This is a genomic window from Fusobacterium ulcerans ATCC 49185, assembly GCF_900683735.1.
Classification (GTDB): domain Bacteria; phylum Fusobacteriota; class Fusobacteriia; order Fusobacteriales; family Fusobacteriaceae; genus Fusobacterium_A; species Fusobacterium_A ulcerans_A.
Map to the genome: position 1 here is coordinate 2833248 of NZ_LR215979.1, position 24229 is coordinate 2857476.

A 24229-nucleotide genomic window follows, 5' to 3' on the forward strand; every position below is an offset into this window, starting at 1 on the left:
CCCTTTATTTAAATTAAACTTTGTCTATTCATATTTTTTCCCATAACCAAATGCACCTTCTATGGTACAAATCTCAGCAGCAAATTCTGCTGCTTTTATTAAACTTACTTTTACAGCTTCTTTTTTATCTGTTCCTTTTTTTATCAAAGATAAATAACTCACTAAATAAGAAGCAATGAGAGAATCTCCTGCTCCCATTGTATCTACAACTTTTTCTAAAGGTACTGCTTTCTGTATAAAATAATCTCCCCCGTCATATAAAATACATCCATCTGCTCCTCTTGAAGCACATGCAGTTTCAGCCCCATAATCTACTATTTTCTTTAAATATTTTTTAGTTTCATCTTCTGTTCCATCAAAAGAACAAAAAGCAAAATTTATATCTTTTGCTATTCTTTTAAAATAATCTTCTGTTGAATCATCTGAAAAATCAAAAGAAACATACACCCCTGTTTCTTTTATTTTATGAAGTTCTTTTTCTGTAAAACAATAATTTCCACTGTGAACTAAATCAAATTTCTTTATGTATTCTAAATCAAATCTATCTAAAACAAATGGGACTTCTCCCCTTATTCCACCTTCATTTGACCCTAAAAATATACGCTCTCCATTAATCAAAGTTACTCTTGCACAGCCATTTTCTCCTTCTAACTGCCTGCATTTTATTGTTTCTATTCCTGCTTTTTCTAAACTTTCTATTACATGTTCAGCTTCTTTATCATTTCCAAAATATCCCATATATGCTGAACTTTCTGCCCCAAACATCTTAGAATATACAGCAAAGTTTACACAATTTCCTCCTGGGTACATTGTTTTGATATGCTCATATTTATCAACTACATTATCTCCAAACCCCAATACTTTTATTGAGTATTTTTCCATAACTCACCTCTCAATTTTAATATTCTACAACATCCATATAACGTCTCATATCCAAAGGATGATTACGTTTGTTCTGAAGAGCTGTACGATAGACTACTGACATAGCATAAAATAATATAGGGTTGAAATATTCAACACACATTTCATCTATCTCTCCAATTCCTAATTGTTCTGCATCTATCACTTCATATTTTTTCCCATATTTTTCAAGAAATTTAAGTGCTCTCTCATCCATCACTCTATTTTTTCCTTTACTCATTAAAAGAATATAAAGATGATCTTCATCTGTTACTTCAAATGGCCCATGAAAATATTCTCCAGAATGAAGATAACAGCAGTCCATCCATTGCATCTCCTGCAATGAACATATAGCAAAACCATATCCCTGTGAATATGAAGCACCAGAAGCCATAATATAAAGAAATGGTTCATTCCAATATTTTTCTGCAAAAACCCAAGAGGCATTCTTAGCTTTTTTAGCTGCATTTTTAACTATGGAATCTATTTTTTCCAGTCCATCAGAAATAGATTCATATAACTCATACTCTTCTTCCTGCATATGTAATAATTCATTTAACAGCGAAAGAACTATCCCCTGTGGTTTATCTTTTTCATTTATATCAAAAGACCAATCATACACCCATGGTATAAATTCAGTTCCTCCACATACAGAGTCTTTATTATGAGTTAAAGTAATAACTGATGCTCCTGCATTTTTTCCAACTCTTGCTGCTTCTATAGTTTCTTTTGTATTCCCTCCATGTGATACTGCAATCACCAGACTATTTTTTCCTAAAGTTTTTGGTGGAGTTATAGCAAACTCTTTAGCTGTATACCATGATGCATGTATAGAAGCTGATTCAGCCTGTATAAAATAAAATCCTGGATAAAGGTCAACTAGCGAACCTCCACATGCTATGAAATATATATCTTTGATATTATTTTTTTCATCTAATATTTTTTTTATGATTTCTTTTGAATTCATTTTTACTCCTTTCCCAATTAAATTTCATAACATAACTATATCATAATATAACGTTATAAACAATAGTGTTTTTTTAATTTATCATATAACATCTTATGATGAATTTTCTTGTTGTTTCTTAAATTACATAGTATAATAAAATAAATGTGATATATTCAGTAATTTAAGGAGATTTAGTATGGCATTAATTTCAAATACAAAAATACCTTTATATAAACAACTCAAAGAAGAATTAAAAAATTCTATAAAAAAAGGAACTCTTATTCATGGAGAAAAAATTCCTACAGAAATTGAATTGAGTGAAATCTATAAAGTAAGCAGAATCACAATAAGAAAAGCCGTCGAAGAATTAGTTAGAGAAGGATTCTTATTAAAAAAACAAGGAAAGGGAACTTTTGTCCAGCAAAATAGAATACAGAGAAAAATAGATAATTTATTAAGTTTTACTGAATCTTGTGAAATAAATGGAATGATTCCTTCCAGTATTGTTACCAAGAAAGAAATTCTTATCCCTACAGAAAAACAGATTGAAGAGATGGGTTTAAAAAAGGAAGAAAAAATTTTATTTATACAGCGTATAAGGTTTGCAGATGGTTTTCCTATAATGTGTGAGAATAACTATTTTCCATATCCTAAGTTTGATTTCTTATTTTCAGAACCTTTAAATACTTCCCTTTATTCTCTTTTAAGAAATAAATATGGTATAAAAGTTGATTCTTCAGATAATTCCTATCTAGACATAGTCTGTGCTGGAAGTGATATAGCTCCTTTGATGCAGCTGTCCAATGGAGAACCTCTTTTCTATCTTTATACTCAAATGTATGATGATAAAAAAGAACTTATTCACATTGGAAAACAGTTTATAAATTCAGAGCATTATCGTTTTCATTTGAATAATATTCGATACAGTAAATAAAAAATGGCTACCAGTTGGCAGCCATTTTTTACAACCAGAGATCTATGAACTGATTTAAATACTTTTTTCTTTGTCCACGAAACTTCTGCCTCTATCACATATTTTCCTGCTATTTCTGTTGTCTTAACTACTGTTGTCCACATTCCTAGTTCTTCCTCATAGCTCCTTTAAATATATTTTTCACATTCATTTCCCTCTTTCATTTTCTTCACTAATTTTCAATTATATATCAAATATCTTTTTCAATATACATAATTGATATTATTTTTTTTAATACTTAAAGTTAAGAAATAAAATCATATTATTAACCCTATTTAACTTGGTTTATACACATTTTACCTTTATAACAAAAATCATCTTATAGCTACAAATAAAATTTCAATCTTAAAGATGATTAATTAAAAATATTTAATTATCTATATTAAGTTAATATACTTATTTTCTCTATTTAGTCAAATATGGCTCAAAAATAATTTTTATACTCTTTCCACTTTCTCTGCTGGCTGTCACTATATAATAATCTCCGTTGTCATATATATTATTTGTTTTCTTCATATATGGAACTATATCAAGTTCTTTCCTAGAAGTTTCTTCTGGCATTTTTTTTAAGGATTCCATTATATTATTTTTCAATTTATTATCAATAATTCCCTCATTTAATGTTTCAACTAAACTTATCAATCTTTTTTTTAATTTCAACTGATCTACATTTAAATTATGACAAGATACAATTATTCCTATACCATAAGGAATTTCATCATCCTTTAATAAAATATCAATTTTTTCATTAAGTTTTCCCTCTCTTCTTTCAAAAAAATAATACGTACTTTCATCTTTAAAAATAAATCCATTATCTATGAGAATGGTTTTTATTTTTTCTAGCTCTATCTTTTTTAAAAATACTTCTTTAGAGAAACTAAAAACAAAAATTGTAAAAAACAAAATTAAGAATAGAAACTTTTTCATAATATTCCCCTTTTTTAGTAAATATTTTATAATTTTTTGTAACTTCTTTCTTATTCAAATAATATTCATCTTCATTTGTTAATAGTCAATCATGATATACAAAAAAGCAACCTTCACTGTATAGACATATTTCATCTTATTTGTTATTATGTTATAAAAACTGGAGGTTTTAAACTATGGAATGGTTTTCTTCTAAAAAATGTACAACAAATCTTTATGTCATGTCAGTAAAAATAAATGAAAAAGTAAAATTTAACTTTGTTTTTTACTCTCTTGATGAAGACATAAAAAATGATTATGTATTTCTAAAAAAAATCAGAGATAACATTGGAGATTTAAAAGAAAAACTAAAAACACCTGCTTGGGAAAAATTCAGTCTAAAGCTATGGTATAACTATGGAAAAAGCAGTGGACCTCTTGGGTCTGTTAATTGTGTTGCTGAACTTCCTAATGATGTTACTGAAGGAAAAAACCTCTATGCTGCTATTGTAAATTTGAATAAAAAAATAATAATTCCTGAAAATTGTATTTTACCAGTTACCATTAAAAACTATGATAATATAAAAAAATCTACCATTATATTTTAATATTTTTATTACTTTAAAAAAAATTATAAAATCAATTACTTAAAGGACCTATATAAACATTCTCTTCAAATTTATACTTTCTTTTTTATAAAAAGTTTAATTTTTCAATAATAGAATATTATTTATATTATAGTTCTCTTTTCTCCTTATTTTACCATATATTTTTTTAAGTTATAATTAATATTTTATTTTATGTAATATTCTCTAATAACTATTTTTAACTATACAATTCTATAAATGTATGTCACCAAATTAATTTTTTATTTTTATAATAAAAAAAACTGTAATAGTATAAAGAGATCCCAAAATCTTAACTGTAAAAGATTTTGAAACTCTTGCCTCTTCTAAAATGCATATATGTTTATAACAGAGGTACCCACATAAATCTGCTGGTAAATGTAAAAGGAGCTTTTATGTGGGTACCTATGCTTCCTGAGTACATACTAAAAAAAATCATCTGGTACAAAAAACATGTACCATTCCTCCAATGATTACTAGAGATATTCTTATCCATTCTGCTGAGAGAGTTAAAAGCAGTTATACTCAAGACTTTATTTTATCTTTGCATGATATTATAAAAAATATTTCTACTTCAGGTAATGAATTTCTTCTATAAAATAGCAAAAGGCTGTAGTTTTTAGTTACAGCCTTAATCATTTACTTCAATTGTTGGATGCTTATTTAATTTCCTGCTGCTATATCTATTTGGTTATCTATAAGTGAAGCAAGAGTTTCTTTAGATAAATATACCTTTGGAACTAAAACTTTTACTCCATTTACTTCTTCTTCTACATACCAGATAATATCATCTTTAAGATTATTTATCTGTTCTTTTGTAAGAGCTATCCCAATAGATAGACTAAAATCTTCCATAGCTTTTATGGAATTATCCAATAGTATCTGCATCTGTTCTTTTTCATTTGCAGCTCCATTCAAATATCTTTTTCCAGTACTTTCAAAAATTGCTCTGTTCACTATCCTTGATTCATAAAAAGAATCTCCTAAAAGTCTAATATCTCTTTCTGGATTATATCCTATTTTTCTAAAAAAATAATCTGAACCAAGGTAATAACCCATATCTGTATATTTCACATTTGTTTCTATCAAATATGTAAATTCTGGAATTTTTTCGTTTAAAACAGAGTTATCTCTTTTTAATATTTCATCTTTTCCTACATCTGTTTTTTCTTTAGCATCTATTGAAATATCTCTTGAATTAATTAAATCTCTGCTCACACTAAACAGTCCCTTATCTCCTTCAGGAATTGTAATATAATCTTCTGTATTAATTGTGCCAGTTCTCTCCACATTACTACTGTCAACAATTATCTGCTCTATATTTACGTATTTATTATTTACTAAATTTTCTTCAGTTAATAAAGCTCCATTTCCTATTTGTATAGCAGATATATTTATTTTATTTCCTGCTGATATTTTAGTTCTTCTATCAGTTTCAGCTTTTTGAGTAAATGATTCAGTTAAAGATAACTTTTTATCATAAACTTCTACTTCTTTTTTCTCATTCTCATAAAAAGAATATGCATTATATTCATATTTCTCATCGTTATTATAATCTATAATATTCCCATTTATCATTCTATATGCTGTTACATTTACATCTCTTCCTGCCAAAATGTTCCCCTCTCTATTTACTACATCTCCTATAGTTTTCAGAGTAATCCCTTTTCCTGATGAAATATATGCCATATTTCTTGCATACTCTCCATCTGTTCCTCCAGAGGCAGAATAACTTACTGCAATTTCTCCTAAATTCTCAATTTGTGCTCCTTCTATATAAATATCTCCCACTGCCTCTATAATTCCTGCATTATTTTGCACCTTACCTAAAGCTTTTATCTCTGCATTATTTCCAGAGTGTACCTCTCCTTTATTGTTGATAAAGTCTTCTTTTAGAGTTATAGTCATATCATTAGCTGAATATATTAAAGAATAGTTCCCATTTAATATATTTTCTGAGTTTAAAATTAAAATATTCCCAGAAGCTATCTGTCCATCATTTATCAAATCTTTTGAATTTATAGTAAGATTATTTTGTGAGATTAAATATCCACTGTTATTTATATTTTCAGCAACTGCTATTATATTATTTCCATTTCCTAGAATAATACTGCCAAAATTATCCAATCTTTCTGAAAGATCAACAGTAAAACTTCCTGTACTGCCCAGTATTTTATTATTTATCAGATTCACTGCATTGAGAGTTATATTTTTTCCACTGACAAATTTATTATTATTTAGGAAAGCTCCTGACAGATTAAGTACTATATCTCCACTATTTTCTATATCTGTATTTGTACTAAGAGATATTGTTGTTATTTTTAAAACTCCATTTCCTTTATAATTTCCATCCAGTGTAAAAGAATTAAAAATATCAAGCTCAAGCTGTCCTTGTGATTGTATTTTTCCATCAGCATTCTGAATATTTTCTGCCTGAATATACAGTATAGAATCATTATCAAATGTTTTTATACTTCCTGATTGATTATTAAGAGTTCCTGTATTCTCTATTTTTATATTTCTTCCTTCTATACTCCCAATGTTGTTGTCTAGCTCTTTTAGAGTTATATTATTATCAGAAATTATACTTCCTGTATTAGAAACATTTTCTGCTGTTATATCTCCTTTTACTGAAATAATACCTTCATTAAGAAGCTCTTTTTCAAGACTTAAATTTTCTCCAAGAATAAGCTTCCCAAAGAGTAAATTCAACAGTCCTTCTCCTTCAAAATTTTTCATAGCAGAAATAGTTCCTTTATTTTTTGTTTTAGAAGCTTTTATTCTTCCTTTAGCAACAAGTTTTCCACTGTTATCTATTTCTTTGAGTGTTATATTATCTCCTTGAATTAAATTAGAATTTTCAACAGCATTTTCAGTATCAAATATTAAATCTCCATCTCCTATTATTCTTCCACCATTGTTTAGAAATTGAGATGTAATGCTCATATCATTTCCAGAAAATATATCCCCTCTATTTATTATATTCTTTGAAATTAAATACAAATTATTTGAGCTTTGAATAAGGTTGGTATTTAAAATCTTATTTCCAGAAATAGTAATGCTGTTTTTTCCATAGATAGTTCCAGAATTATCTAAATCAGAAACATTAAAGACTCCTTCAACTGAAGTTATTGTTCCTTTGTTCTCAAGTTTGATTCCAGTAATTAAAAGTTCTAATGCAGATATCTCTCCATTATTCAAAACTTTATCACTTAACAAAATAAGTTTATTTCCACTGCTTATATTTTTATTATTAGTTACATCTCCAGTTATCTTCATATTCAGTAAAGACAATATGTTTCCACTATTATTAACATTTCCAATTATATCTACATTTTCACCATAAATATATCCATTATTTATTGTGTTTCCATATATATTCAATTCCTTCTCACTCTTTATATTTTTACTGTTATTTATATTTCCGTCTATTTCTACCAGATTCTTTCCTTGAACAGCTCCACTGTTATCCAAATCAGCATTGATAATCAATGTATCTTTTCCTGTAATATTTCCACTATTTTTAATACTTGTTCCTGCAAGCTTCACCTTGTCGCCCTGTATACTTCCAGCATTATCTCCAATTCCATATACAAAAATCTGTCCTCCTGCTATTATTCCATAGCTTTCGTTTACATATTTAGAAGCTGTTAGAGTGAGATAATCTTTCCCATAGATAATTCCTTTATTCAACATTTGCCCTGCATTTAATTTAGTTGTTTTCCCTGTTATACTTCCACTATTTTCCAGATAATCTGTGACTTTTAAAGTTAAAATATCTCCTTGAACAACTCCATTATTATATAGAGAATTTGAAGTTATCTCCAATGATGAAGATATGATATTCTTTTCATTTATAAAACTGCTTTCATTTTTTATCTCTATACTTTCTCCTGTAATATCTCCCTTATTTGTAAGAGTGGGACTTTCTATTTTTACCTTTTTATTAGCAGCTATAGTTCCTATATTTTCTATATTCTTAGCTTTAACATTTAAATTTTCCACTGCTTTTAAAGATTCATTTTTTAAATTTCCACTTAATGTGATATCTGCACTTCCTGCAGTAAGTTCTTTATTTTCCATATCTTTTGAAGTTATTGTTACAGTATCTGCTGATATTTTTCCTGTATTCACAATTTTTTCTTTATTAGATATATTTATATTTTTTGAAGATATATTTCCCTTATTTTCAACATTAGAACTTTTTATTTCTACATTTTTATTTGAAGATATATTTCCTGTATTTACTATATCTTTTGAATTTATACTAATATTATTTTCAGCAATAGCTCTTTCCTGTATCTTTACATTCTCTGCTTTAATATTTATATTATTCTTTGCCTGAGCATCTTTCAGTATTAAATCTCCATTAACATCTATTTCCAAATCTCCAGAGCCTGCCAGCATCTCTCCCTGACTGTTTACCCCAACACCTTTTTCTGTACTTTGAAGATATATTCTTCCAGCATAAAGAGACCCCAATGCTTTTGCATCCAGAGCCACTTTAGGTTTATCTCCCTCTTTCTCAGCTTTAGCTTTAACCTCTCTTGTATTATGATTATATTCATTTCTTCCCAGAACAACATTTACCTCTTCTCCGCCATATACTGCTCCATTTAGTTCAGCTGTTCTTGAAACGATATCTACCATTCTTACATTTTTTCCATCTATCCCCTGACCTCCAACTACAACTGTCCCATCATCTATATCAAATCCCTTTAAATCTCCAAGTTCATCTGTTATAGACTTTCCAGTTGTAAGTATTACCCTAGGAGTATTTATAAATCCTGCTCCATTCAGATATATTCCATTTGGGTTTGCCAGAATATATTCAGCAGATTTCCCAACAATTTCAGTATATCCCTCTATCTTACTTCTATTTACACCAGTAACTTCTGTCAGAATAACATCAGCTTCTCTTCCTTTCAAATTAGAATTTCCCTGAATAATACCTCCTAATTGAGTTTTATTATTTTCCTTACTGCTGTTATTTAAAAGTATTCCTTCCTTCCCTACATTATATTCCTCAAAATAATTGTGAGAAACTCCATTTTTATTAGGAGCATTTATATTAACTATAGGAACACCATTTGGTGCTCTCTCCACATTTGTCTGCTGATTTTTATTTCTATCAACTACTGTTCCTGCAGCCATTACAGACTGTACAAAGATACTAAAAAAGATGTAAGTATAGATTAGCAATCTTTTCAGCAGCTTATTTTTTAATATCTCCATTTTAATCTTCCCCCTTAAAATGTTTAAAATCTTGCACTCATACTAAAATATATTTCATGTGTATTTTTCTCTATGTATGCAGGAGCTGTTAAAGGCTTTGAGTATGAAAAACTCATATCAAAATGATTCAAGTATACTCTTAAACCTATTGTTGCTCCACTCATCTCACTTCCATTTTTCTCATAATAATCATCTTTATACACATCTTTTACCCTTCCATAATCATAAGCTATAAATGGTTCTAAAAATTTATAGTTATACCCAATCTCATTTCTTAAATAAAAACCTTTATCTCCCATTATCGAATTTTCCTTAAAGCCTCTCACAGTAGTATCATCCCCTATTCCCAATTTTTCTGAAGAATAAAGTATGTCATCTGAATACTGCCCACTGAAAGAAACTCTATATAAAAATCTCTTCTCCTTTATCATAAATGGCTTATACCAGCTTAAATCAGCTGTATATTTCTGAAACTGAGCTCTGGGAGAATAATCTCCCTTATTTTCATCTCTCTCTGCTCCAAATTTTTTTATTCCTTCATGATAAGTCAAACTCCCATAAAATACTCCATTAAAAAGCCTTCTATTATGACTTACATCTGCTTTTAATACTGAGAGTTTTCTTGAACTTGTTATTAATTTTATTCCATCAAAATAATTCTTAGTTTCTTTGTTTGTCAAAGTTACTCCTACAGAAGTTTTTCCACTGCTGTTTCTGTTTACTATCCTTCTTGCTGAATAATTCATATTTCTTGAAACCCCTGTTACTTCATAGGTATGAGCAAAGGACTCTATTGTAGAAAGATATTCTGACTGGTCCTTTGATATTGAAAATTCCCAATATTTTATTGGAACTCTATAGTAAAAAGAAAAATTCTCATTATCTTTGTATTTTCTATTGTTTCCAAGTTTTCGCTGATAAGTACTTGCAAATGAATCATTTATCCCTAAAATATCATCAAAAATAAGAGAAAATTTTATTCTGTCCTTTCCTGTAGATTTCTGCCCTAAATCATTATAATTTACAGTTCCAGATATTTTCTTACTTCTCTGATTAGCTATTTCTACTATACTTCCTCCCAGCTCATTTCCTGCTGTTATATCTAATTTTGCATTATTAGAAGAAACAGAATTAAGGTTATCTATTCCTTGATCAAGATCATTTATATTCAATATTTTTCCTCTATTTATAGGAAAAGAAGTAAAAATTTTTAAATTTTCCTGTTTTTTTTCATTTTTAAATCGAATCTCTTCTACATGACCTTCTATTACTTTTAAAAATATCCTTCCTTCTGGAATATTTGATTTTTCCATATCTATTTTTACTCTGACAGAAATATATCCTTCTTCTAAATAGAGATTTTCAAGTTCCTTCATCAGATTCAATATATTTTTTCCACCTTTTTTTCCTACATATCTTTTTTTCAAAGACTCAATTTGAAATTTCTTCAAAAGAGTATTTCCTTCAATAATAATACTCTTTATTTCACTCCCCATAGCTTGAATATCTTCCTCAATATCATTTAACTTGACTTCATCCTTTATCCCACTCTTTTCTAACTTCCTTATCTCTTCTGCCTGTCTTCTTCTTTCTTCTCTATTTAATTCCTGCTGATTCCCATAGGTGCAGTAATTAAGTATTAAAAAAATCCAAAAACATATCCCCTTGATTTTCATAAAATCTCTCCCGGCAAACTTTCCAATATATACTTCTAATATTATCTCTTTTTCAGTATATTTCTTAATATATATTTAAGTGCTTTTTATCAAATAAATTTCTACCCTCTATTTTTATCTTTATTTTTATATTTTTTTATATTTTCGATGTCATTTTAATATTTTTTTAAAAATAATGTTATTTTAACTATAAATATATACTTTTTAATATATCAAATATGCTAATTTATATTTTAATTGTATATTTTAAATATTATCATTTTTTAGGGATTTTATATACCTAAATATTAAGAGGTATACTTTTTCAAGTTATTAATCTTCTTGTAACCATTTTTTTTCATATTATACAAATTCTAAATCACTTTAATTATATAAATATATAATTTTAATTATAGATTATAATTGAAAAACAGAACTTTGAACTGTAAACTACCAATAGAAAAATATATTAAAATAAAAATTATAAAAAAACCTCAGACATATTGTCTGGGGTTAAAATAAATTTTTGTTTTTTATATTCATTTTTTGCTGAAGCTGCCTTAATAACATTACTACTAAATTTATTATATTTTATTCTATTATCATTTTGCTTTTTGCCATCATTCTACAATTGCTACAGCTCTAACAGGACAGCCATCTATTGCTATTTTCAAAGGCATACATGAAAAATAGAATTCTTTGTTCAAAATATTTTCTAAACTATACAAATTTTCCACTATTATCTTATCAGATGATAAAAGAAGTTTATGATTTTTCAATTCACAAGAATCATAATTATCTGGTGAAATACAATCTATTCCAATTCCTTTTAAATGAGAATCTGCTATTTTTTTAACTATTTTATTTGAAATAATTGGATAATTTTTAAAATATTTTTCCTCATTCCAATATTTACCCCATCCAGTATGAATTAATAGATAGTCAATATTTTTAATCAAATCAAAATCAATAGTGTCTAAATTTTCAAAAGAAATACATATTCCCTTCCCCCAAAAAGCAGCAACTGGAAAGTCACATATATTCCTTCCATTTTCAATTAAGTGAAGAGGAACATCTAAATGAGTCCCAAGATGTGAAGTCAATCCTAAATAAGTTACATTGAAATTATCTTCTTCATATGAAAAAATAGATTTAATCTCTGGTTTTTCTGCATCACAATATACAGTCATATTATTTTCTATTTTATGTGTTAAGTCATATATTTTCATAGATCCCTCACTATTTTCTCTGAATATAATTATTTTATTTCTTAATATTTATCCCTATTTAAAAAACTTATTATTAATGTTTTGTAATAAATTTCAAACTATTTTCTAAAGTTACAATTCACGCTGTTCAGTTTTATTATCTATTCTTTTTTTTAGATAAAAAATTAAAATTTTATTCATACTAAAATTATCATATACTAAGATAAAGGAAATTCAAAATATATCCAGTAAAAGAGAGAGAGAAGAAAAGAATACTATGAAAAGTTTACCTGAAAAACTGTTGAAAGTAAAAAATATTAAAAACACTAAAACCAATAGATTAAAGGAGAAATTAAAATGAAAGTAATGTTATTAAATGGAAGTCCAAATGAAAAAGGATGTACTTACACTGCATTGAGAGAAGTAGAAAAGGTACTGAACAAACATGAAATAGAAACAGAGATTATATATCTTGGTAAAAAACCTATTGCTGGATGTATAGCCTGCTCTAAATGTTTTGAAACAGGAAAGTGTATATGGAATGATAAAGTGAACGAAATAGCAGAAAGATTGGGTGAAATAGATGGACTAATTATTGGTTCTCCAGTATATTATGCCAGTGCCAATGGAAGTTTAATTGCCTTTTTAGATAGATTATTCTTTTCAGCAGGAGAAAAAATGGCAGGAAAATTAGGAGCTTCTATAGTTTCATGCCGTCGTGCAGGTTCTACAGCTGCATTTGATCAGTTAAACAAATATTTTACAATCAGCAATATGCCTATTGTATCATCTAACTACTGGAATCAAGTACATGGTTTTACTCCTGAAGATGTAATGCAAGATGAAGAAGGACTGCAAATAATGCGTACTCTTGGGGAAAATATGGCATGGTTATTAAAATGTATAGAAGCTGGAAAAAAAATGAATATCCCAAAACCAGAATATGAAGAAAAAATAATGACTAATTTTATCAAATAATGTTTTTTAATGACCTTGTGAAGTAATTTCTGTAAATCGAAGATAATAAAAAAATATCTATATCCTGGCATTTTCATTTTAGAAAGTTTGAAAAATTCTATCCAAGTTCAATGAAAAGCTGGAGCAAAAATTTGGATGTTATCAACCCAATATTTAAGTTTTCTACTAAGGTTAGAAAAGTTATCTATACAACTAAGACCATAGAAAGTTAAATAGTCAGAGAAACGTATTTCCAAGTGATTCAGTGCTATTAAAAGCTCTGTAGCTATCAACTTTTGAAGCAATAAAAAAATGGACTTCAACATTGAGAAACTGGGAAAGAATTTATGGAGAACTCCAAATTAAAATAACTGTTTATTTTTAAGTCAAAGCTGCCAACAGACAGCTTTGACTAAAACCTTATTATACATTTACACCATAATTTTGACAAAGAGCTTTAAGTCCATTTTGATATCCTGCTCCTACTGCATTAAATTTCCAGTCATTTCCATGTCTATAAATTTCGCAAACCACTATGGCTGTTTCAATAGAAAAATCTTCCATAAGATTAAATCTCAGCACTTCTTGTCCATCAGTATCAGTTTCATTTACCATTCTGGCTACTCTCACATAAGCATTTGATACTTGACCAAAATTTTGTCTTCTAAATACTGCATCATGAATAGTTACTGTTATAGCTATTTTATATATTTCCTGAGGAATTTTTCTGAAATCAATGATGATTACTTCATCATCTCCATCGCCATCTCCAGTTAAATTATCTCCAGTATGAGTAACAGCACCATTATAAGCAGTAAGATTATTATAAAAAATAAAATCTTCATCTTTTAAAACTTTTTCATTTTTACCAAGCAAAAATGCTGAAGCATCTAAATCAAAATCATAGCCACCAGAATATTTATTAGTATCCCAACCTAGTCCAATTAATGCCATAGTTATATTTTTATCAAGATTTACACGTTGTCCTTTTGATAAATTTACACTCATACATTTTCCCCTTTTTTTCTATTTTTTTATTACAATTTTTTTTCTTATTATATCAACTGGTATAATTGTAAATGCCATAATAATTACTGCTGCCCATTCTTTTAAAGTTAAACCATAACAGTTTAAGACAGCTCCTCCTAAGTATGTCATAATAACTTGTACAATTACAATAAGAATAATTATGTTAAGGAATCCTTTATTTTCAAAAATATTATCAAATAAATTAGTTTGCTCAGTTCTTGCATTGAAAGCATTAAAGACAGATATAAATATAAAGAAAGCAAAATATCCAGTCAGAAGATATTCATTATTTATTCCTGGTCTAAATAAAGCCTTTATTTGTGGTGTAAGAAGGAAGAACATACTTAGTATAAATGTCCAAATACTTCCTGTAAATATAGCACTCCACATATAGCTGCTGACAATATTTTCTTCTCTGCGTTTAGGTTTTTCCTGCATAAATCTTTTTAAAGCAGGTTCTCCTCCAAATGCCAGAGCTGCTAAAGTATCCATAACTAAATTTACCCATAAAATTTGAGTAATTGAAAGTGGATTTTCCATTCCAAGTAAAGGAGAAACAAATGATACCATTACTGCAGCTACATTGATTGTAAGCTGAAATATTATAAATTTTCTAATAGAATTGAAGATTGTTCTTCCATAGAGAATAGCTTTTTCAATAGACATAAAGTTATCATCTAGTATAACAATATCTGAAGCTTCTTTTGCTACTTCTGTGCCACCACCCATAGCAAATCCAACATCAGCTTTTTTCAAGGCAGGAGAATCATTAACTCCATCTCCTGTCATTCCTACTACAAGATTCAGCTCTTGAGCTATTTTTACAAGTCTAGATTTATCACTAGGCAGAGCTCTTGACACTACTTTAATATTTTTCATTTGAGCAGCAATCTCATTATCAGTCATTTGAGCTAGTTCATCAGAAGTATAAACTAAATCTGCCTCTTCAGTAAGAAGTCCAGCTTCTTTAGCAATAGCTACAGCAGTATCTTTTCTATCTCCAGTTATCATTACTACTTGTATTCCTGCCCCTTGCACCTCTTTTATAGCAGAAATAGATTCAGGTCTTACTTCATCTCTAATACCTATAATACCAATTAAAGTACAATCTTCAATTTCTTTATCATCTTCATGTATTTTTTTTTCACAGCTTGCAAATGCTAATACTCTTATAGCTCTTCTGGCAAGCTCATTTATTATATTTTCTATTTTATCATGGTCATTAAACTCTTTTTTCTCCCCTTCTTCAGTATAATAATATTTACATTTTGAAAGGAGTTTTTCAGGAGCTCCTTTTACTAATGTTATATCACAATCTCCAGTTACAGAACAGGCAGAATATTTATTTGTACTATTAAATGGCAATGAACAGCAGACTTCAACATCCAAATCACAGCAGTTTTTTCCAACAAAGCCAAGAATAGCTCTTTCAGTAGCATTTCCTCCAACTATTTTAATATTATCTCCATCTCCTGTAATAAGGGCATTTGTATTTTTAAATATATTAAGAGAAAATATTTTTTTTAGTTCCTCAGAGATATGATCATATTTTTTAGTTTCCTTACCAGTTCCATCTACAAATAATATTGTTTCTAATTTTCCTTTTGTAATAGTTCCTGTTTTATCTGAAAAAAGGATATTTAAGCTTCCAGCAGTTTCAATACCTACTATTTTTCTTACTAGTACATTATCTTTCAGCATTTTAGACATATTCAATGCTGATACAATAGCTATCATTAATGGAAGACCTTCTGGAACTGCCATAACTATAATGATAACTGCAAGCATAACAGCATGAATTAAGTCATTCACTAAAACTATCCAGTTAGAACAATAAGCAATAATTCTTGCCATTTCAAAGCCATTATGTATTACAATTCTTTGAAATAAAAGTGCTATTGCTATTGCTATACCACCAATATACCCAAATTTACTTATATCATCTGCAAGTTTTCCAAGTTTTAATTTTAATGGAGATTCCCTATCATCATCTATTTGTAACTCACTTGCTATCTGACCATATACACTCTTGTCTCCAACTACAGTAACTTCCATCACAGCATTTCCAGAGCAGACAACTGCACCTCTGAATACTTTATATGGATTTAAAAAGTCCATTGAAGCTTCTTCATCTTTATAATTTTCTGCCAATGGTTTTTTAGTAGCTTCCTTAGTTTCCCCATTTAAAACAGATTGATCTACTTTAATAGTTCCATCTGTAATTATTCCATCTGCTGGAATCTTATCTCCAGATTGAAGTAAGACCCAATCTCCTACTACTATATCATTAATAGATATTTCAGTTACTTCATTGTTTCTATATACTTTGCACATTATTCTTGAAGCTTCTTCTTGAAGCTTCTGGAAAGCATTTTCATTTCTATATTCGGAAAATGTAGAAACAAATGTAGCAAGTATGACAGCTACAGCTATACCAAAAGGCTCATACCATTCTGTTTGCCCCATGAATGTAAAAATAACATTGATAATTAGAGCTACACACAATATTTTTATCATTGGGTCGCCAAAGTTATCCTTTAGTTTATCAAAAAAACTTTCTGTTTCCTGTTCTGTAATTATGTTACTACCAAATTTTTCTTTTGATGCTAGAACTTCTAAATCCGTTAATCCCATCTTTTTCAAAATATTTTATCCTCCTTAGATGCTTTTTCTTCTATTCTTGAAAAACTTTTTTTACTATTTGCAGCATTTTATCTGAAAAAAACTCTTTTTCAGATATAGCATATTGCTCCTTTTGTCTAGATAAAAATTTTTTTAATTGTTCTGGAAAAATAGATATATCTGCTTTTTCCAACATTGGAATATCCATTTCACTATCTCCTGCACAGATTACTGTATCAGCTTTTAAAAATTTTTTTAATCTTTCTAAAGAAGTTCCTTTATTCAATTCCTTGGGAAATATATATAATTTTTCTCCATGATTATGTATATCTACAAGTTTTTGATTTAGATTATTTTTTAATTTTTTTATGACTATTTCTATATTAAAACTTTTAGTAAATATAAAAAGCTCATCTACTTTTCTAACTTCAAAATATATATTTTCATCTTCTGTCAGCAGTTTTATTCCTTTTTCCAGTTCTTTTATAGATTTTACTGATATTTCTAATGATTTTTGGTACCATTCCTTAACAATTTTTCCTCTATAAAGAAGAATTCCCCCGTTGGCTGTCAGAGCATACTCTGGCTGATAATTTTCAAAAAATTTTATCCTTTGATATTGTTCAAGAGAACGTGTTGTTATAGGGATAAAATTCAGTTCTTTTAGTAATTCATGAGAAACTTTAGTCATATAGGAAAGTTTTTTTCCATTTTTTGTTTCAACAAGTATTTTATCTTTTCCTATATCTTTTTTATATGAATATATTAAAGTATTATCTAAATCTGTTGTAAAAATTTTCATTTTTATTCCTTTCAAATAAGTATAGGCGTTTCTATATAAGATACTTTTGTTTCTTTTTTATTAATTTTCCAAATTTTATCTATACCTAAAAGTTGATTTACAGATATATTAGGAATATTGATATTCGCTGCAAGACATGTATAATGTATTCCTCCAGACATTCTGGTATTTATTTCTAATAAATAAGGAATACCATTGTTGTATTTAAATTGAATATTGCAGGGATGTTCTACTCCATATTTCTTAAAAAAGTCTTTGCATGTATCTAAAATTTCTTTGTCGTATCTTATTATTTCTGTTCTTGTCAGTGTTTTTACTCTTGGAATAGAAATTAAACCACTTTTTGTTTTTAAACAGTCTACACTTACTTCTTCACCTTCAAGATATGGCATCAGCATTATTTCAACAGTATTTTCTCTTTTTTTAAAAGAATTATATACTTCTTCTGATGTAACTTTAAGCCCTTTTCTTACTAAAAAAATATCAGCATCCTTCATAGAATCATCAATTATTCTAAAACTTACAGCACCTTCATCCTCAACAAATTTAAAACAGATTTTTTTATGATTTACTTTTAGTTTTTGATAAGCCTCAATAAATTTTTCAGCTGTATTCACTATATAGTATTCAGGAATATTTCCAATTTTTAACATTTCAAATAATTCATATGTATTTTTTTTATTGTTAAGCTGCTTCATTTTTTCAAAATTTTTTTCTGCAAGAACTTTAACAGATATATTCTCAAATCTTTTTATATTTTTAACTATGGAAAGTTGTTTTTTTCTTGGGATAAATATATTTACTGAATGTCTTTGACAAAATTCTAAACAATATTGCACGTACTCTTCATCACTTAGAAAATCAGGTTCTTTTTCCCAGTAATCACATACTGTTTTCATAACATTTTCTTCATTTCCATTAGTACCTATTATATAAAATTCGGTATTATTATCATCTTTTATCATATTAACCATATGATAAGCAGTACTAAACCAGTGATTGAACCAAATAATGACTTTTTTCATTATTCCTCCAATTTAGAAGGGAGCATATGCTGCTCCCTTCATTTATTATTTATATCTAGCAGCAAGTTCACCAATACCATCATCAGTTGTTCCTTGACCTATTGCATTGAATTTCCATTCTTCATTATGACGATATACCTCTCCAAATATCAGAGCAGTACACCCACTATAGTCATCTGTCAGATTATATCTGCACATTTCTTTATTTGTTTTAGTATCAATTAGTCTTATAAAAGCATTTTTTATCATTCCAAAATGTTGATTTCTGTCTTTAGCTTTAAATATATTAACAACTATTACTATTTTATCGTATTTTTGAGGGATTTTTTTTAATTCAACAATAATCTGTTCATCATCTCCCTCCCCCTCACCTGTAAGATTATCTCCTGTATGTCTTACAGAATCAGTATAGTGCTTCAGATTTCCAAAATAAACAATATCTTTTTTATCTATCATTTTACCATTTTGAAGAAGCATTGCTGTAGCATCACAATCTATATTGGCCTTTTTGCCAAACATTGAAAAAAAACCGCCATTATCTTTTGAAGCTTGATCCCATCCAAGCCCTAATATAATTTTGTCTAAAGTGCTGTTATCTTTTGTAAGGCTTATCTTTTGTCCTTTTTGTAAACTTATTGACATAATATTATTCTCCTTTTTCTAATCAATATCTATTCCATAGTTGATGCAAAGAGCAGCCAGACCTCCTTGATATCCGCTTCCTATTGCATTAAATTTCCATTCTCCATTATTTTTATAGAGTTCTCCAAAGACTGCTGCTGTTTCAATTGAAAAATCTTCTCCTAAATCATATTTCAGTATCTCATTTTTTACATCCTCATCAACTATTCTTATATATGCATTTGATATCTGTCCGAAATTCTGCCTTCTTTCTTCCGCTTCATATATAGTAGCTGTAAATATTATTCTTGTAATATTTTCAGGTACCTTAGAAAGATCAATGGATATTTGCTCATCATCGCCATCACCATCACCAGTCCTATTATCACCCATATGAATAACAGAACCACTATTATGCTTCAAATTGCCATAAAAAATAAAATCACTTTGTGAAGTTACCTTACCATTTTCTCCTAGAAGAAATGCAGCAGAATCTAAATCAAAATCTCCACCTGTGTCAAATTTATTGGTATCCCATCCAAGTCCTACTATTAATTTTTTTAACCCAGGATTATCTTTTGTAAGGCTTACTTTTTGTCCTTTTTTTAAACTAATTCCCATTTGTTTACCTCCAAAATTGAAAATTATGCTACTTCTATTCCAAAGTTAGCACAAAGAGCTGCCAACCCTCCTTGGAATCCGCTTCCTACTGCATTAAATTTCCATTCTCCAGCATGTCTATAAATTTCTCCAACTACAACTGCTGTTTCAATTGAGAAGTCTTCTCCAAGATCGTATCTGATAAGTTCTTGATTATTGCTTTCATTTACTACTCTTATATATGCGTTTGATATTTGTCCAAAATTTTGTCTTCTTGTTTCTGAATCATAAATAGTAACAGTAAATACAACTTTTTCTACATTAGCAGGGATTTTAGATAAATCTACCTTTATTTGTTCATCATCGCCATCTCCTTCACCTGTTAAGTTATCCCCCATATGTTCTACTGAACTGCTTTTATGAATAAGATTACCATAAAAAACAAATTCTTCTTGTGAAGGTACTTTTCCATTTGCACCTACTAAAAATGCTGCTGCATCTAAATCAAAATCAGCTCCACCATCATATTTGTTAGTATCCCACCCAAGACCAATTACAAGATTTTTTAAACCAGCATTTCCTTTTGTTAAGTCTACTTTTTGCCCTTTTGTTAAGTTTATTGGCATATTAATCATCTCCTTGATTTTTATAGTAAAAAAATATTACTTATTACCAAACATTTTATTAAAATCATCTTTTATAGCCTTTAGACGTGCTTGATCTTCAATACGTTTTCTAGAAGCATTTTCTTGTATTTGCTTTGTTTCTTCTATTCCTTTTACAATAGTTTTCCAAGTCGTTTCTAAAGTTTCTATTTTTATAGAGCTTCCAGAAGCCAATTGTGCTGCAAGTTTAGCTTGTTCAGAAGTATTTTGAGCATTTTTAATCAGCATCTCATTTGTTTTTTCATCAAGAGCAGCCATTGCTTCAGCTTGTATACGCTGTCTCTTCAGTAGTATAGCTTGTGAAAGAGCTTGTTTAAATATAGGGAGTGTAATTATAAAAGCTGAATTTATTTTTCTTATAAGGTTTACATTGCTAAATTGCATAGTTTTTAGCATAGGGATAGACTGCATAGCCACATTTTCTGCTATTCTTAGGTCTTGTGTTCTTTGCTCCAGCATTTGCTTTGCTTGTACTAAGCTTGTTAATTCAAATTGGATACTTTTGTCATTTGACTTTTCCATCTCTTCAGTCCTTTGAGTGATAAAAGCATCTATTTCCTTTATTCCTTGCTCTCCTGCCAGAATATATTTTAAAAGTTCATGATAATAATTTACATTTGTTTGAAACATTGTTTCAAGTTTTTTATTTGACTGCTTGATTTCAACTTCATATTGTTTCAGTTTTACATATATTTTATCTATCTCATCTCCCATTGTATGGTATTTATCTAATATTTTTTCAAGTTGTTTTTTCAGATTTCCAAATATTCTTTCTAAAAATCCTGGTTTTTCCCTAATTTCATCAATATCAAACTTACTCATTATTTTTCCAAGAAGTGTAAGCATTTCTCCAGTATCATTAATTTGAGACATATTCATACTATTTAATACAGCGTCAGAACATCTAGATATTTCTTCAGCAACTTCTCCTCCAAAAGAGATGATAGTTTCAGTATCATAAACGGATATTGAACTTACAAGATTATCTACCTCACGTGAATCTACAAGCTTTTGAGTCATTTCATTTCTATCAGCTTGTATATTAAATTGTTTTACTTCAGCTTCAACTATAGTCATATTATTTTCATCAACAACTACAGGTTCTGTTGAATTCATTTTTATTCCCATTATAATCATACCCCTCTTCTTTATTTTTATAGTTTTTTAATTCATAAGGTTAAGAAGTGATCTTAATCCAAATCTTTCTTTTTTTATATCAAATTTTTTCTTTTCCTTATCATAAATGGGTATTTTCATATCATAAAGATATTCCCCGATTTGATGTTTTACAAATATATTTTTTTCAAGATGTCCATCAACACTTTTATATCCTGTTGGAACAAAAAGAAGGATATCAAATCCTAAAAATTTTAAAAAAGCTGTAATTATTCCATCTTCCTTACTTCCTATTTGTTCAGTAGTATCAACTATTACTAATTTTGGTATTTTTTTAGTAAAATCATATTTTTGTATAAGTCTTAATATTTCTATATCAAGATTAAGTATTGTATCCAGTATTGTAAATTCTATACCATTGTTGAAAGTTCCAGGAATAATACCACTATCTAATAGTTGCTGAGCTTTTTCAAAAATATAATTCTGCATTTCATCTCTGATAAATTTATAATTATATGAAGGATGTTTTTTTATTGTTTCCACTTGTATTTTTTTATTTTTTATAAATGAAACTACAGATTGTCCCAAAGTTTTTTTATTTTTTTCATTTATATATGGAAGATTTTTTACAAATATTCCTTCTGGCTGTAAAAATTGTTCTATTATTTTCCAATAATTATTTTTATCTTTATTTGGAACTCCACATATTTTAGAACATATTACTGGAACCATTACTCTGTCAGTAAGTATTTCAAAATTTTGTCTGTATTTAGCTTCCTGATTCCATAATATTCCAATTTCTTCATAGGTAGTTTGTAAAGTAACTGGAATAGCATTTTTAAATTGATTTTGTCTGAATAAGCCAGAATCTTGGTATAAAAGCGAATCTAAATCTCGTTCAGCATTATAAGCTGTTGTCCCAAAATTTATATTTTCTAGTTTTTTAGGAAATTTTCCTAAGGGAATAGAAAATTCATTTATTTCTTCAAATAAAATTTTATCGTTTATACTGCATTCTAAAGTTTTGTCAGGACAAAATATTATAACATCAACTGGAATTCTTGCTAGAAGTCTTATAAACAGCTTTTCATTTTCATTTTTGCAGTTGCCATAATAAATAAATACAGGATATTTTTTTAAATCTATTTTTTTGAATAGTACAGAAATATATCTATTTAGCCAACACAAAAGTATTACTCCACTATTGCTTAATTTTTGCAGCCTTTCATCTTTATTTTCTGTCATTATTTCAATAAAAGCTTTCTTTAAAAGAAGTTCAAGCTCAGAATTTTGTCTAAAAGAAATATTATTAGAAAGCTCATTTATCAGTTCTATAGAATTTTGATATAGTTTTTTCTTTATTTGCTGTACCTCTAACCCATCAGGATTATGTATTCCACCTTCTATGATTAATACTTCTCTTTCACTGCTGCTCAGTTTTAATTTCCATTTAAATAATTCATTCATAAAATTATTTTTATCTTCAACACCTGTCATTTTAACAAACATATTATAATAATAATTATCTTTGCTTCCCCTCACATTTGAAGATTTTAAAGAATCTTCAAATATATATCCAGCAGTAATCCAAGTGTTTGTACTCATTATTCCTTGAGGCTGAGCTATTTTTATCTGCTTTTTTTCATCATTAGAGTTGCTATATTTTTTTATTTCTAGTGCTGTTACAGAAAAATTTTTTGGAAATGGCTGAGGGTTATCATTTGGCATTATATAAGATAAAACTGAATTTCTATCTAAATTTCTATCTTCTACAGTTTGAAGCAAAATGATATCACATCCTGCTTTGGCAAGTATATTCAGCATTTTTAATTCGTGATTGCTTGCATTTCCATCAAAAAGAATTTTAGGAACATTATCCTTTCCCAATGCTTTTAATACAGATTGAAATCTATAATAGAACCAACACATATATTTTACATAAGTATTTTTTAAGATGTTAATATTTTTACCCTCTTTCTCCAATACTTTTAATTCTTCAAAAAGAGCTTCTATTATTATTGCAATTTGAATTTCTGAAAGTTGAGGTATCCATTTTTTCATAGTTTTTTCCATGAATACTTTATCCATTATGAATTCTTTTCCAGCCATTTCAATAAAATAATTTATTCTTTCTTGAGTTGGATTTTGAATATTATTTTTTATGTAGACTCCACATATTTTTACTTGTTCTAAGTACTTAAAGAGAAAATTTTCTATTTTTATACTGTATGAAGTTACTCTGTAAAAATATATGCCTTTGGGATTTCTTTCACTATATTTTTTAAAATAATCATCTGTATTATTAAATTTTATCTTTTCTACCATTTTTCCTCACATTCC

Annotated in this window: 19 protein-coding genes and 1 pseudogene; 4 read left to right on the top strand and 16 right to left on the bottom strand. The window is 28.1% G+C overall.

Features of this window, described 5'->3' with window-relative positions; genetic code table 11:
• Nucleotides 1–24: 24 nt before the first annotated feature.
• Both E0E45_RS12660 and E0E45_RS12665 read right to left on the bottom strand, forming a co-directional pair.
• Nucleotides 25–882 (bottom strand): PfkB family carbohydrate kinase, encoded by an 858-nt coding sequence (locus E0E45_RS12660; protein ID WP_130891508.1) that lies wholly within the window; start codon nt 880–882, stop codon nt 25–27.
• Nucleotides 883–898: 16 nt separating this feature from the next.
• Nucleotides 899–1867 carry an SIS domain-containing protein gene (locus E0E45_RS12665; RefSeq protein ID WP_130891509.1) on the bottom strand — a complete coding sequence of 323 codons (969 nt, stop codon included), beginning with the start codon at nt 1865–1867 and terminating at the stop codon, nt 899–901.
• Between the two features lie 178 nt (nt 1868–2045).
• On the opposite strand from E0E45_RS12665, the gene E0E45_RS12670 reads away from it, so the two are divergent.
• Nucleotides 2046–2783, top strand: coding sequence for a GntR family transcriptional regulator (locus E0E45_RS12670; RefSeq protein ID WP_130891510.1), 738 nt, complete (start codon nt 2046–2048; stop codon nt 2781–2783).
• Here the strand turns inward: E0E45_RS12670 and E0E45_RS17715 are convergent.
• Nucleotides 2753–2926: a hypothetical protein gene (locus tag E0E45_RS17715; RefSeq protein WP_172604192.1), complete on the bottom strand. Its 174-nt coding sequence runs from the start codon at nt 2924–2926 to the stop codon at nt 2753–2755. The two genes, E0E45_RS12670 and E0E45_RS17715, sit on opposite strands and share 31 nt — an antisense overlap.
• A gap of 301 nt (nt 2927–3227) precedes the next feature.
• Nucleotides 3228–3749, bottom strand: a complete 522-nt coding sequence (locus tag E0E45_RS12675) for a hypothetical protein (protein ID WP_130891511.1) — start codon at nt 3747–3749, stop codon at nt 3228–3230.
• A gap of 176 nt (nt 3750–3925) precedes the next feature.
• Between E0E45_RS12675 and E0E45_RS12680 the strand changes: the two genes are divergently transcribed.
• A complete protein-coding gene (locus E0E45_RS12680; protein ID WP_130891512.1) occupies nt 3926–4336 on the top strand; it encodes a hypothetical protein in 411 nt (136 codons plus the stop codon).
• 681 nt (nt 4337–5017) lie between these two features.
• Here the strand turns inward: E0E45_RS12680 and E0E45_RS12685 are convergent.
• The 3 genes from E0E45_RS12685 to E0E45_RS12695 form a co-directional block, all read right to left on the bottom strand.
• Complete coding sequence (locus E0E45_RS12685; protein WP_130891513.1) at nt 5018–9589, bottom strand: filamentous hemagglutinin N-terminal domain-containing protein; 4572 nt, start codon at nt 9587–9589, stop codon at nt 5018–5020.
• A gap of 23 nt (nt 9590–9612) precedes the next feature.
• Entirely contained in the window at nt 9613–11265 is a 1653-nt protein-coding gene (locus E0E45_RS12690) for a ShlB/FhaC/HecB family hemolysin secretion/activation protein (protein ID WP_130891514.1), read from the bottom strand.
• Between the two features lie 599 nt (nt 11266–11864).
• On the bottom strand, nt 11865–12473 hold the full coding sequence (locus tag E0E45_RS12695) for a cyclase family protein (protein ID WP_130891515.1): 609 nt from the start codon (nt 12471–12473) through the stop codon (nt 11865–11867).
• Nucleotides 12474–12809: 336 nt separating this feature from the next.
• On the opposite strand from E0E45_RS12695, the gene E0E45_RS12700 reads away from it, so the two are divergent.
• The gene (locus tag E0E45_RS12700; protein WP_130891516.1) at nt 12810–13430 is read left to right on the top strand and encodes a flavodoxin family protein; all 621 of its coding nucleotides are present in this window, start codon (nt 12810–12812) and stop codon (nt 13428–13430) included.
• Nucleotides 13431–13513: 83 nt separating this feature from the next.
• A pseudogene (locus E0E45_RS18105) lies at nt 13514–13794 on the top strand (IS256 family transposase); the annotation flags it as partial.
• Nucleotides 13795–13832: 38 nt separating this feature from the next.
• On the opposite strand, the gene E0E45_RS12705 reads toward E0E45_RS18105, so the two are convergent.
• From E0E45_RS12705 to E0E45_RS12745, 9 genes are read right to left on the bottom strand one after another with little or no spacing between them, the layout of a single operon-like run.
• On the bottom strand, nt 13833–14417 hold the full coding sequence (locus E0E45_RS12705; protein ID WP_130891517.1) for a TerD family protein: 585 nt from the start codon (nt 14415–14417) through the stop codon (nt 13833–13835).
• Nucleotides 14418–14435: 18 nt separating this feature from the next.
• Nucleotides 14436–17072, bottom strand: a complete 2637-nt coding sequence (locus E0E45_RS12710) for a calcium-translocating P-type ATPase, PMCA-type (RefSeq protein ID WP_130892356.1) — start codon at nt 17070–17072, stop codon at nt 14436–14438.
• Nucleotides 17073–17112: 40 nt separating this feature from the next.
• Complete coding sequence (locus tag E0E45_RS12715) at nt 17113–17862, bottom strand: HAD hydrolase family protein (RefSeq protein ID WP_130891518.1); 750 nt, start codon at nt 17860–17862, stop codon at nt 17113–17115.
• Nucleotides 17863–17873: 11 nt separating this feature from the next.
• Nucleotides 17874–18887, bottom strand: coding sequence for an ATP-grasp domain-containing protein (locus tag E0E45_RS12720; protein ID WP_130891519.1), 1014 nt, complete (start codon nt 18885–18887; stop codon nt 17874–17876).
• 45 nt (nt 18888–18932) lie between these two features.
• Nucleotides 18933–19529, bottom strand: coding sequence for a TerD family protein (locus E0E45_RS12725; RefSeq protein ID WP_130891520.1), 597 nt, complete (start codon nt 19527–19529; stop codon nt 18933–18935).
• 18 nt (nt 19530–19547) lie between these two features.
• A complete protein-coding gene (locus E0E45_RS12730; protein WP_130891521.1) occupies nt 19548–20129 on the bottom strand; it encodes a TerD family protein in 582 nt (193 codons plus the stop codon).
• Nucleotides 20130–20152: 23 nt separating this feature from the next.
• Nucleotides 20153–20734 (bottom strand): TerD family protein, encoded by a 582-nt coding sequence (locus E0E45_RS12735; protein ID WP_096401536.1) that lies wholly within the window; start codon nt 20732–20734, stop codon nt 20153–20155.
• A gap of 36 nt (nt 20735–20770) precedes the next feature.
• Entirely contained in the window at nt 20771–21901 is a 1131-nt protein-coding gene (locus E0E45_RS12740) for a toxic anion resistance protein (protein ID WP_130891522.1), read from the bottom strand.
• A gap of 36 nt (nt 21902–21937) precedes the next feature.
• On the bottom strand, nt 21938–24214 hold the full coding sequence (locus E0E45_RS12745; RefSeq protein ID WP_130891523.1) for a YceG family protein: 2277 nt from the start codon (nt 24212–24214) through the stop codon (nt 21938–21940).
• Nucleotides 24215–24229 lie beyond the last annotated feature (15 nt).

What these genes read in the sequence shown, in the direction of transcription:
- E0E45_RS12660 (WP_130891508.1), bottom strand. Translation starts at nt 882, where the DNA reads ATGGAAAAATACTCAATAAAAGTATTGGGGTTTGGAGATAATGTAGTT.
- E0E45_RS12665 (WP_130891509.1), bottom strand. Translation starts at nt 1,867, where the DNA reads ATGAATTCAAAAGAAATCATAAAAAAAATATTAGATGAAAAAAATAAT.
- E0E45_RS12670 (WP_130891510.1), top strand. Translation starts at nt 2,046, where the DNA reads ATGGCATTAATTTCAAATACAAAAATACCTTTATATAAACAACTCAAA.
- E0E45_RS17715 (WP_172604192.1), bottom strand. Translation starts at nt 2,926, where the DNA reads ATGTGGACAACAGTAGTTAAGACAACAGAAATAGCAGGAAAATATGTG.
- E0E45_RS12675 (WP_130891511.1), bottom strand. Translation starts at nt 3,749, where the DNA reads ATGAAAAAGTTTCTATTCTTAATTTTGTTTTTTACAATTTTTGTTTTT.
- E0E45_RS12680 (WP_130891512.1), top strand. Translation starts at nt 3,926, where the DNA reads ATGGAATGGTTTTCTTCTAAAAAATGTACAACAAATCTTTATGTCATG.
- E0E45_RS12685 (WP_130891513.1), bottom strand. Translation starts at nt 9,589, where the DNA reads ATGGAGATATTAAAAAATAAGCTGCTGAAAAGATTGCTAATCTATACT.
- E0E45_RS12690 (WP_130891514.1), bottom strand. Translation starts at nt 11,265, where the DNA reads ATGAAAATCAAGGGGATATGTTTTTGGATTTTTTTAATACTTAATTAC.
- E0E45_RS12695 (WP_130891515.1), bottom strand. Translation starts at nt 12,473, where the DNA reads ATGAAAATATATGACTTAACACATAAAATAGAAAATAATATGACTGTA.
- E0E45_RS12700 (WP_130891516.1), top strand. Translation starts at nt 12,810, where the DNA reads ATGAAAGTAATGTTATTAAATGGAAGTCCAAATGAAAAAGGATGTACT.
- E0E45_RS12705 (WP_130891517.1), bottom strand. Translation starts at nt 14,417, where the DNA reads ATGAGTGTAAATTTATCAAAAGGACAACGTGTAAATCTTGATAAAAAT.
- E0E45_RS12710 (WP_130892356.1), bottom strand. Translation starts at nt 17,072, where the DNA reads ATGGGATTAACGGATTTAGAAGTTCTAGCATCAAAAGAAAAATTTGGT.
- E0E45_RS12715 (WP_130891518.1), bottom strand. Translation starts at nt 17,862, where the DNA reads ATGAAAATTTTTACAACAGATTTAGATAATACTTTAATATATTCATAT.
- E0E45_RS12720 (WP_130891519.1), bottom strand. Translation starts at nt 18,887, where the DNA reads ATGAAAAAAGTCATTATTTGGTTCAATCACTGGTTTAGTACTGCTTAT.
- E0E45_RS12725 (WP_130891520.1), bottom strand. Translation starts at nt 19,529, where the DNA reads ATGTCAATAAGTTTACAAAAAGGACAAAAGATAAGCCTTACAAAAGAT.
- E0E45_RS12730 (WP_130891521.1), bottom strand. Translation starts at nt 20,129, where the DNA reads ATGGGAATTAGTTTAAAAAAAGGACAAAAAGTAAGCCTTACAAAAGAT.
- E0E45_RS12735 (WP_096401536.1), bottom strand. Translation starts at nt 20,734, where the DNA reads ATGCCAATAAACTTAACAAAAGGGCAAAAAGTAGACTTAACAAAAGGA.
- E0E45_RS12740 (WP_130891522.1), bottom strand. Translation starts at nt 21,901, where the DNA reads ATGGGAATAAAAATGAATTCAACAGAACCTGTAGTTGTTGATGAAAAT.
- E0E45_RS12745 (WP_130891523.1), bottom strand. Translation starts at nt 24,214, where the DNA reads ATGGTAGAAAAGATAAAATTTAATAATACAGATGATTATTTTAAAAAA.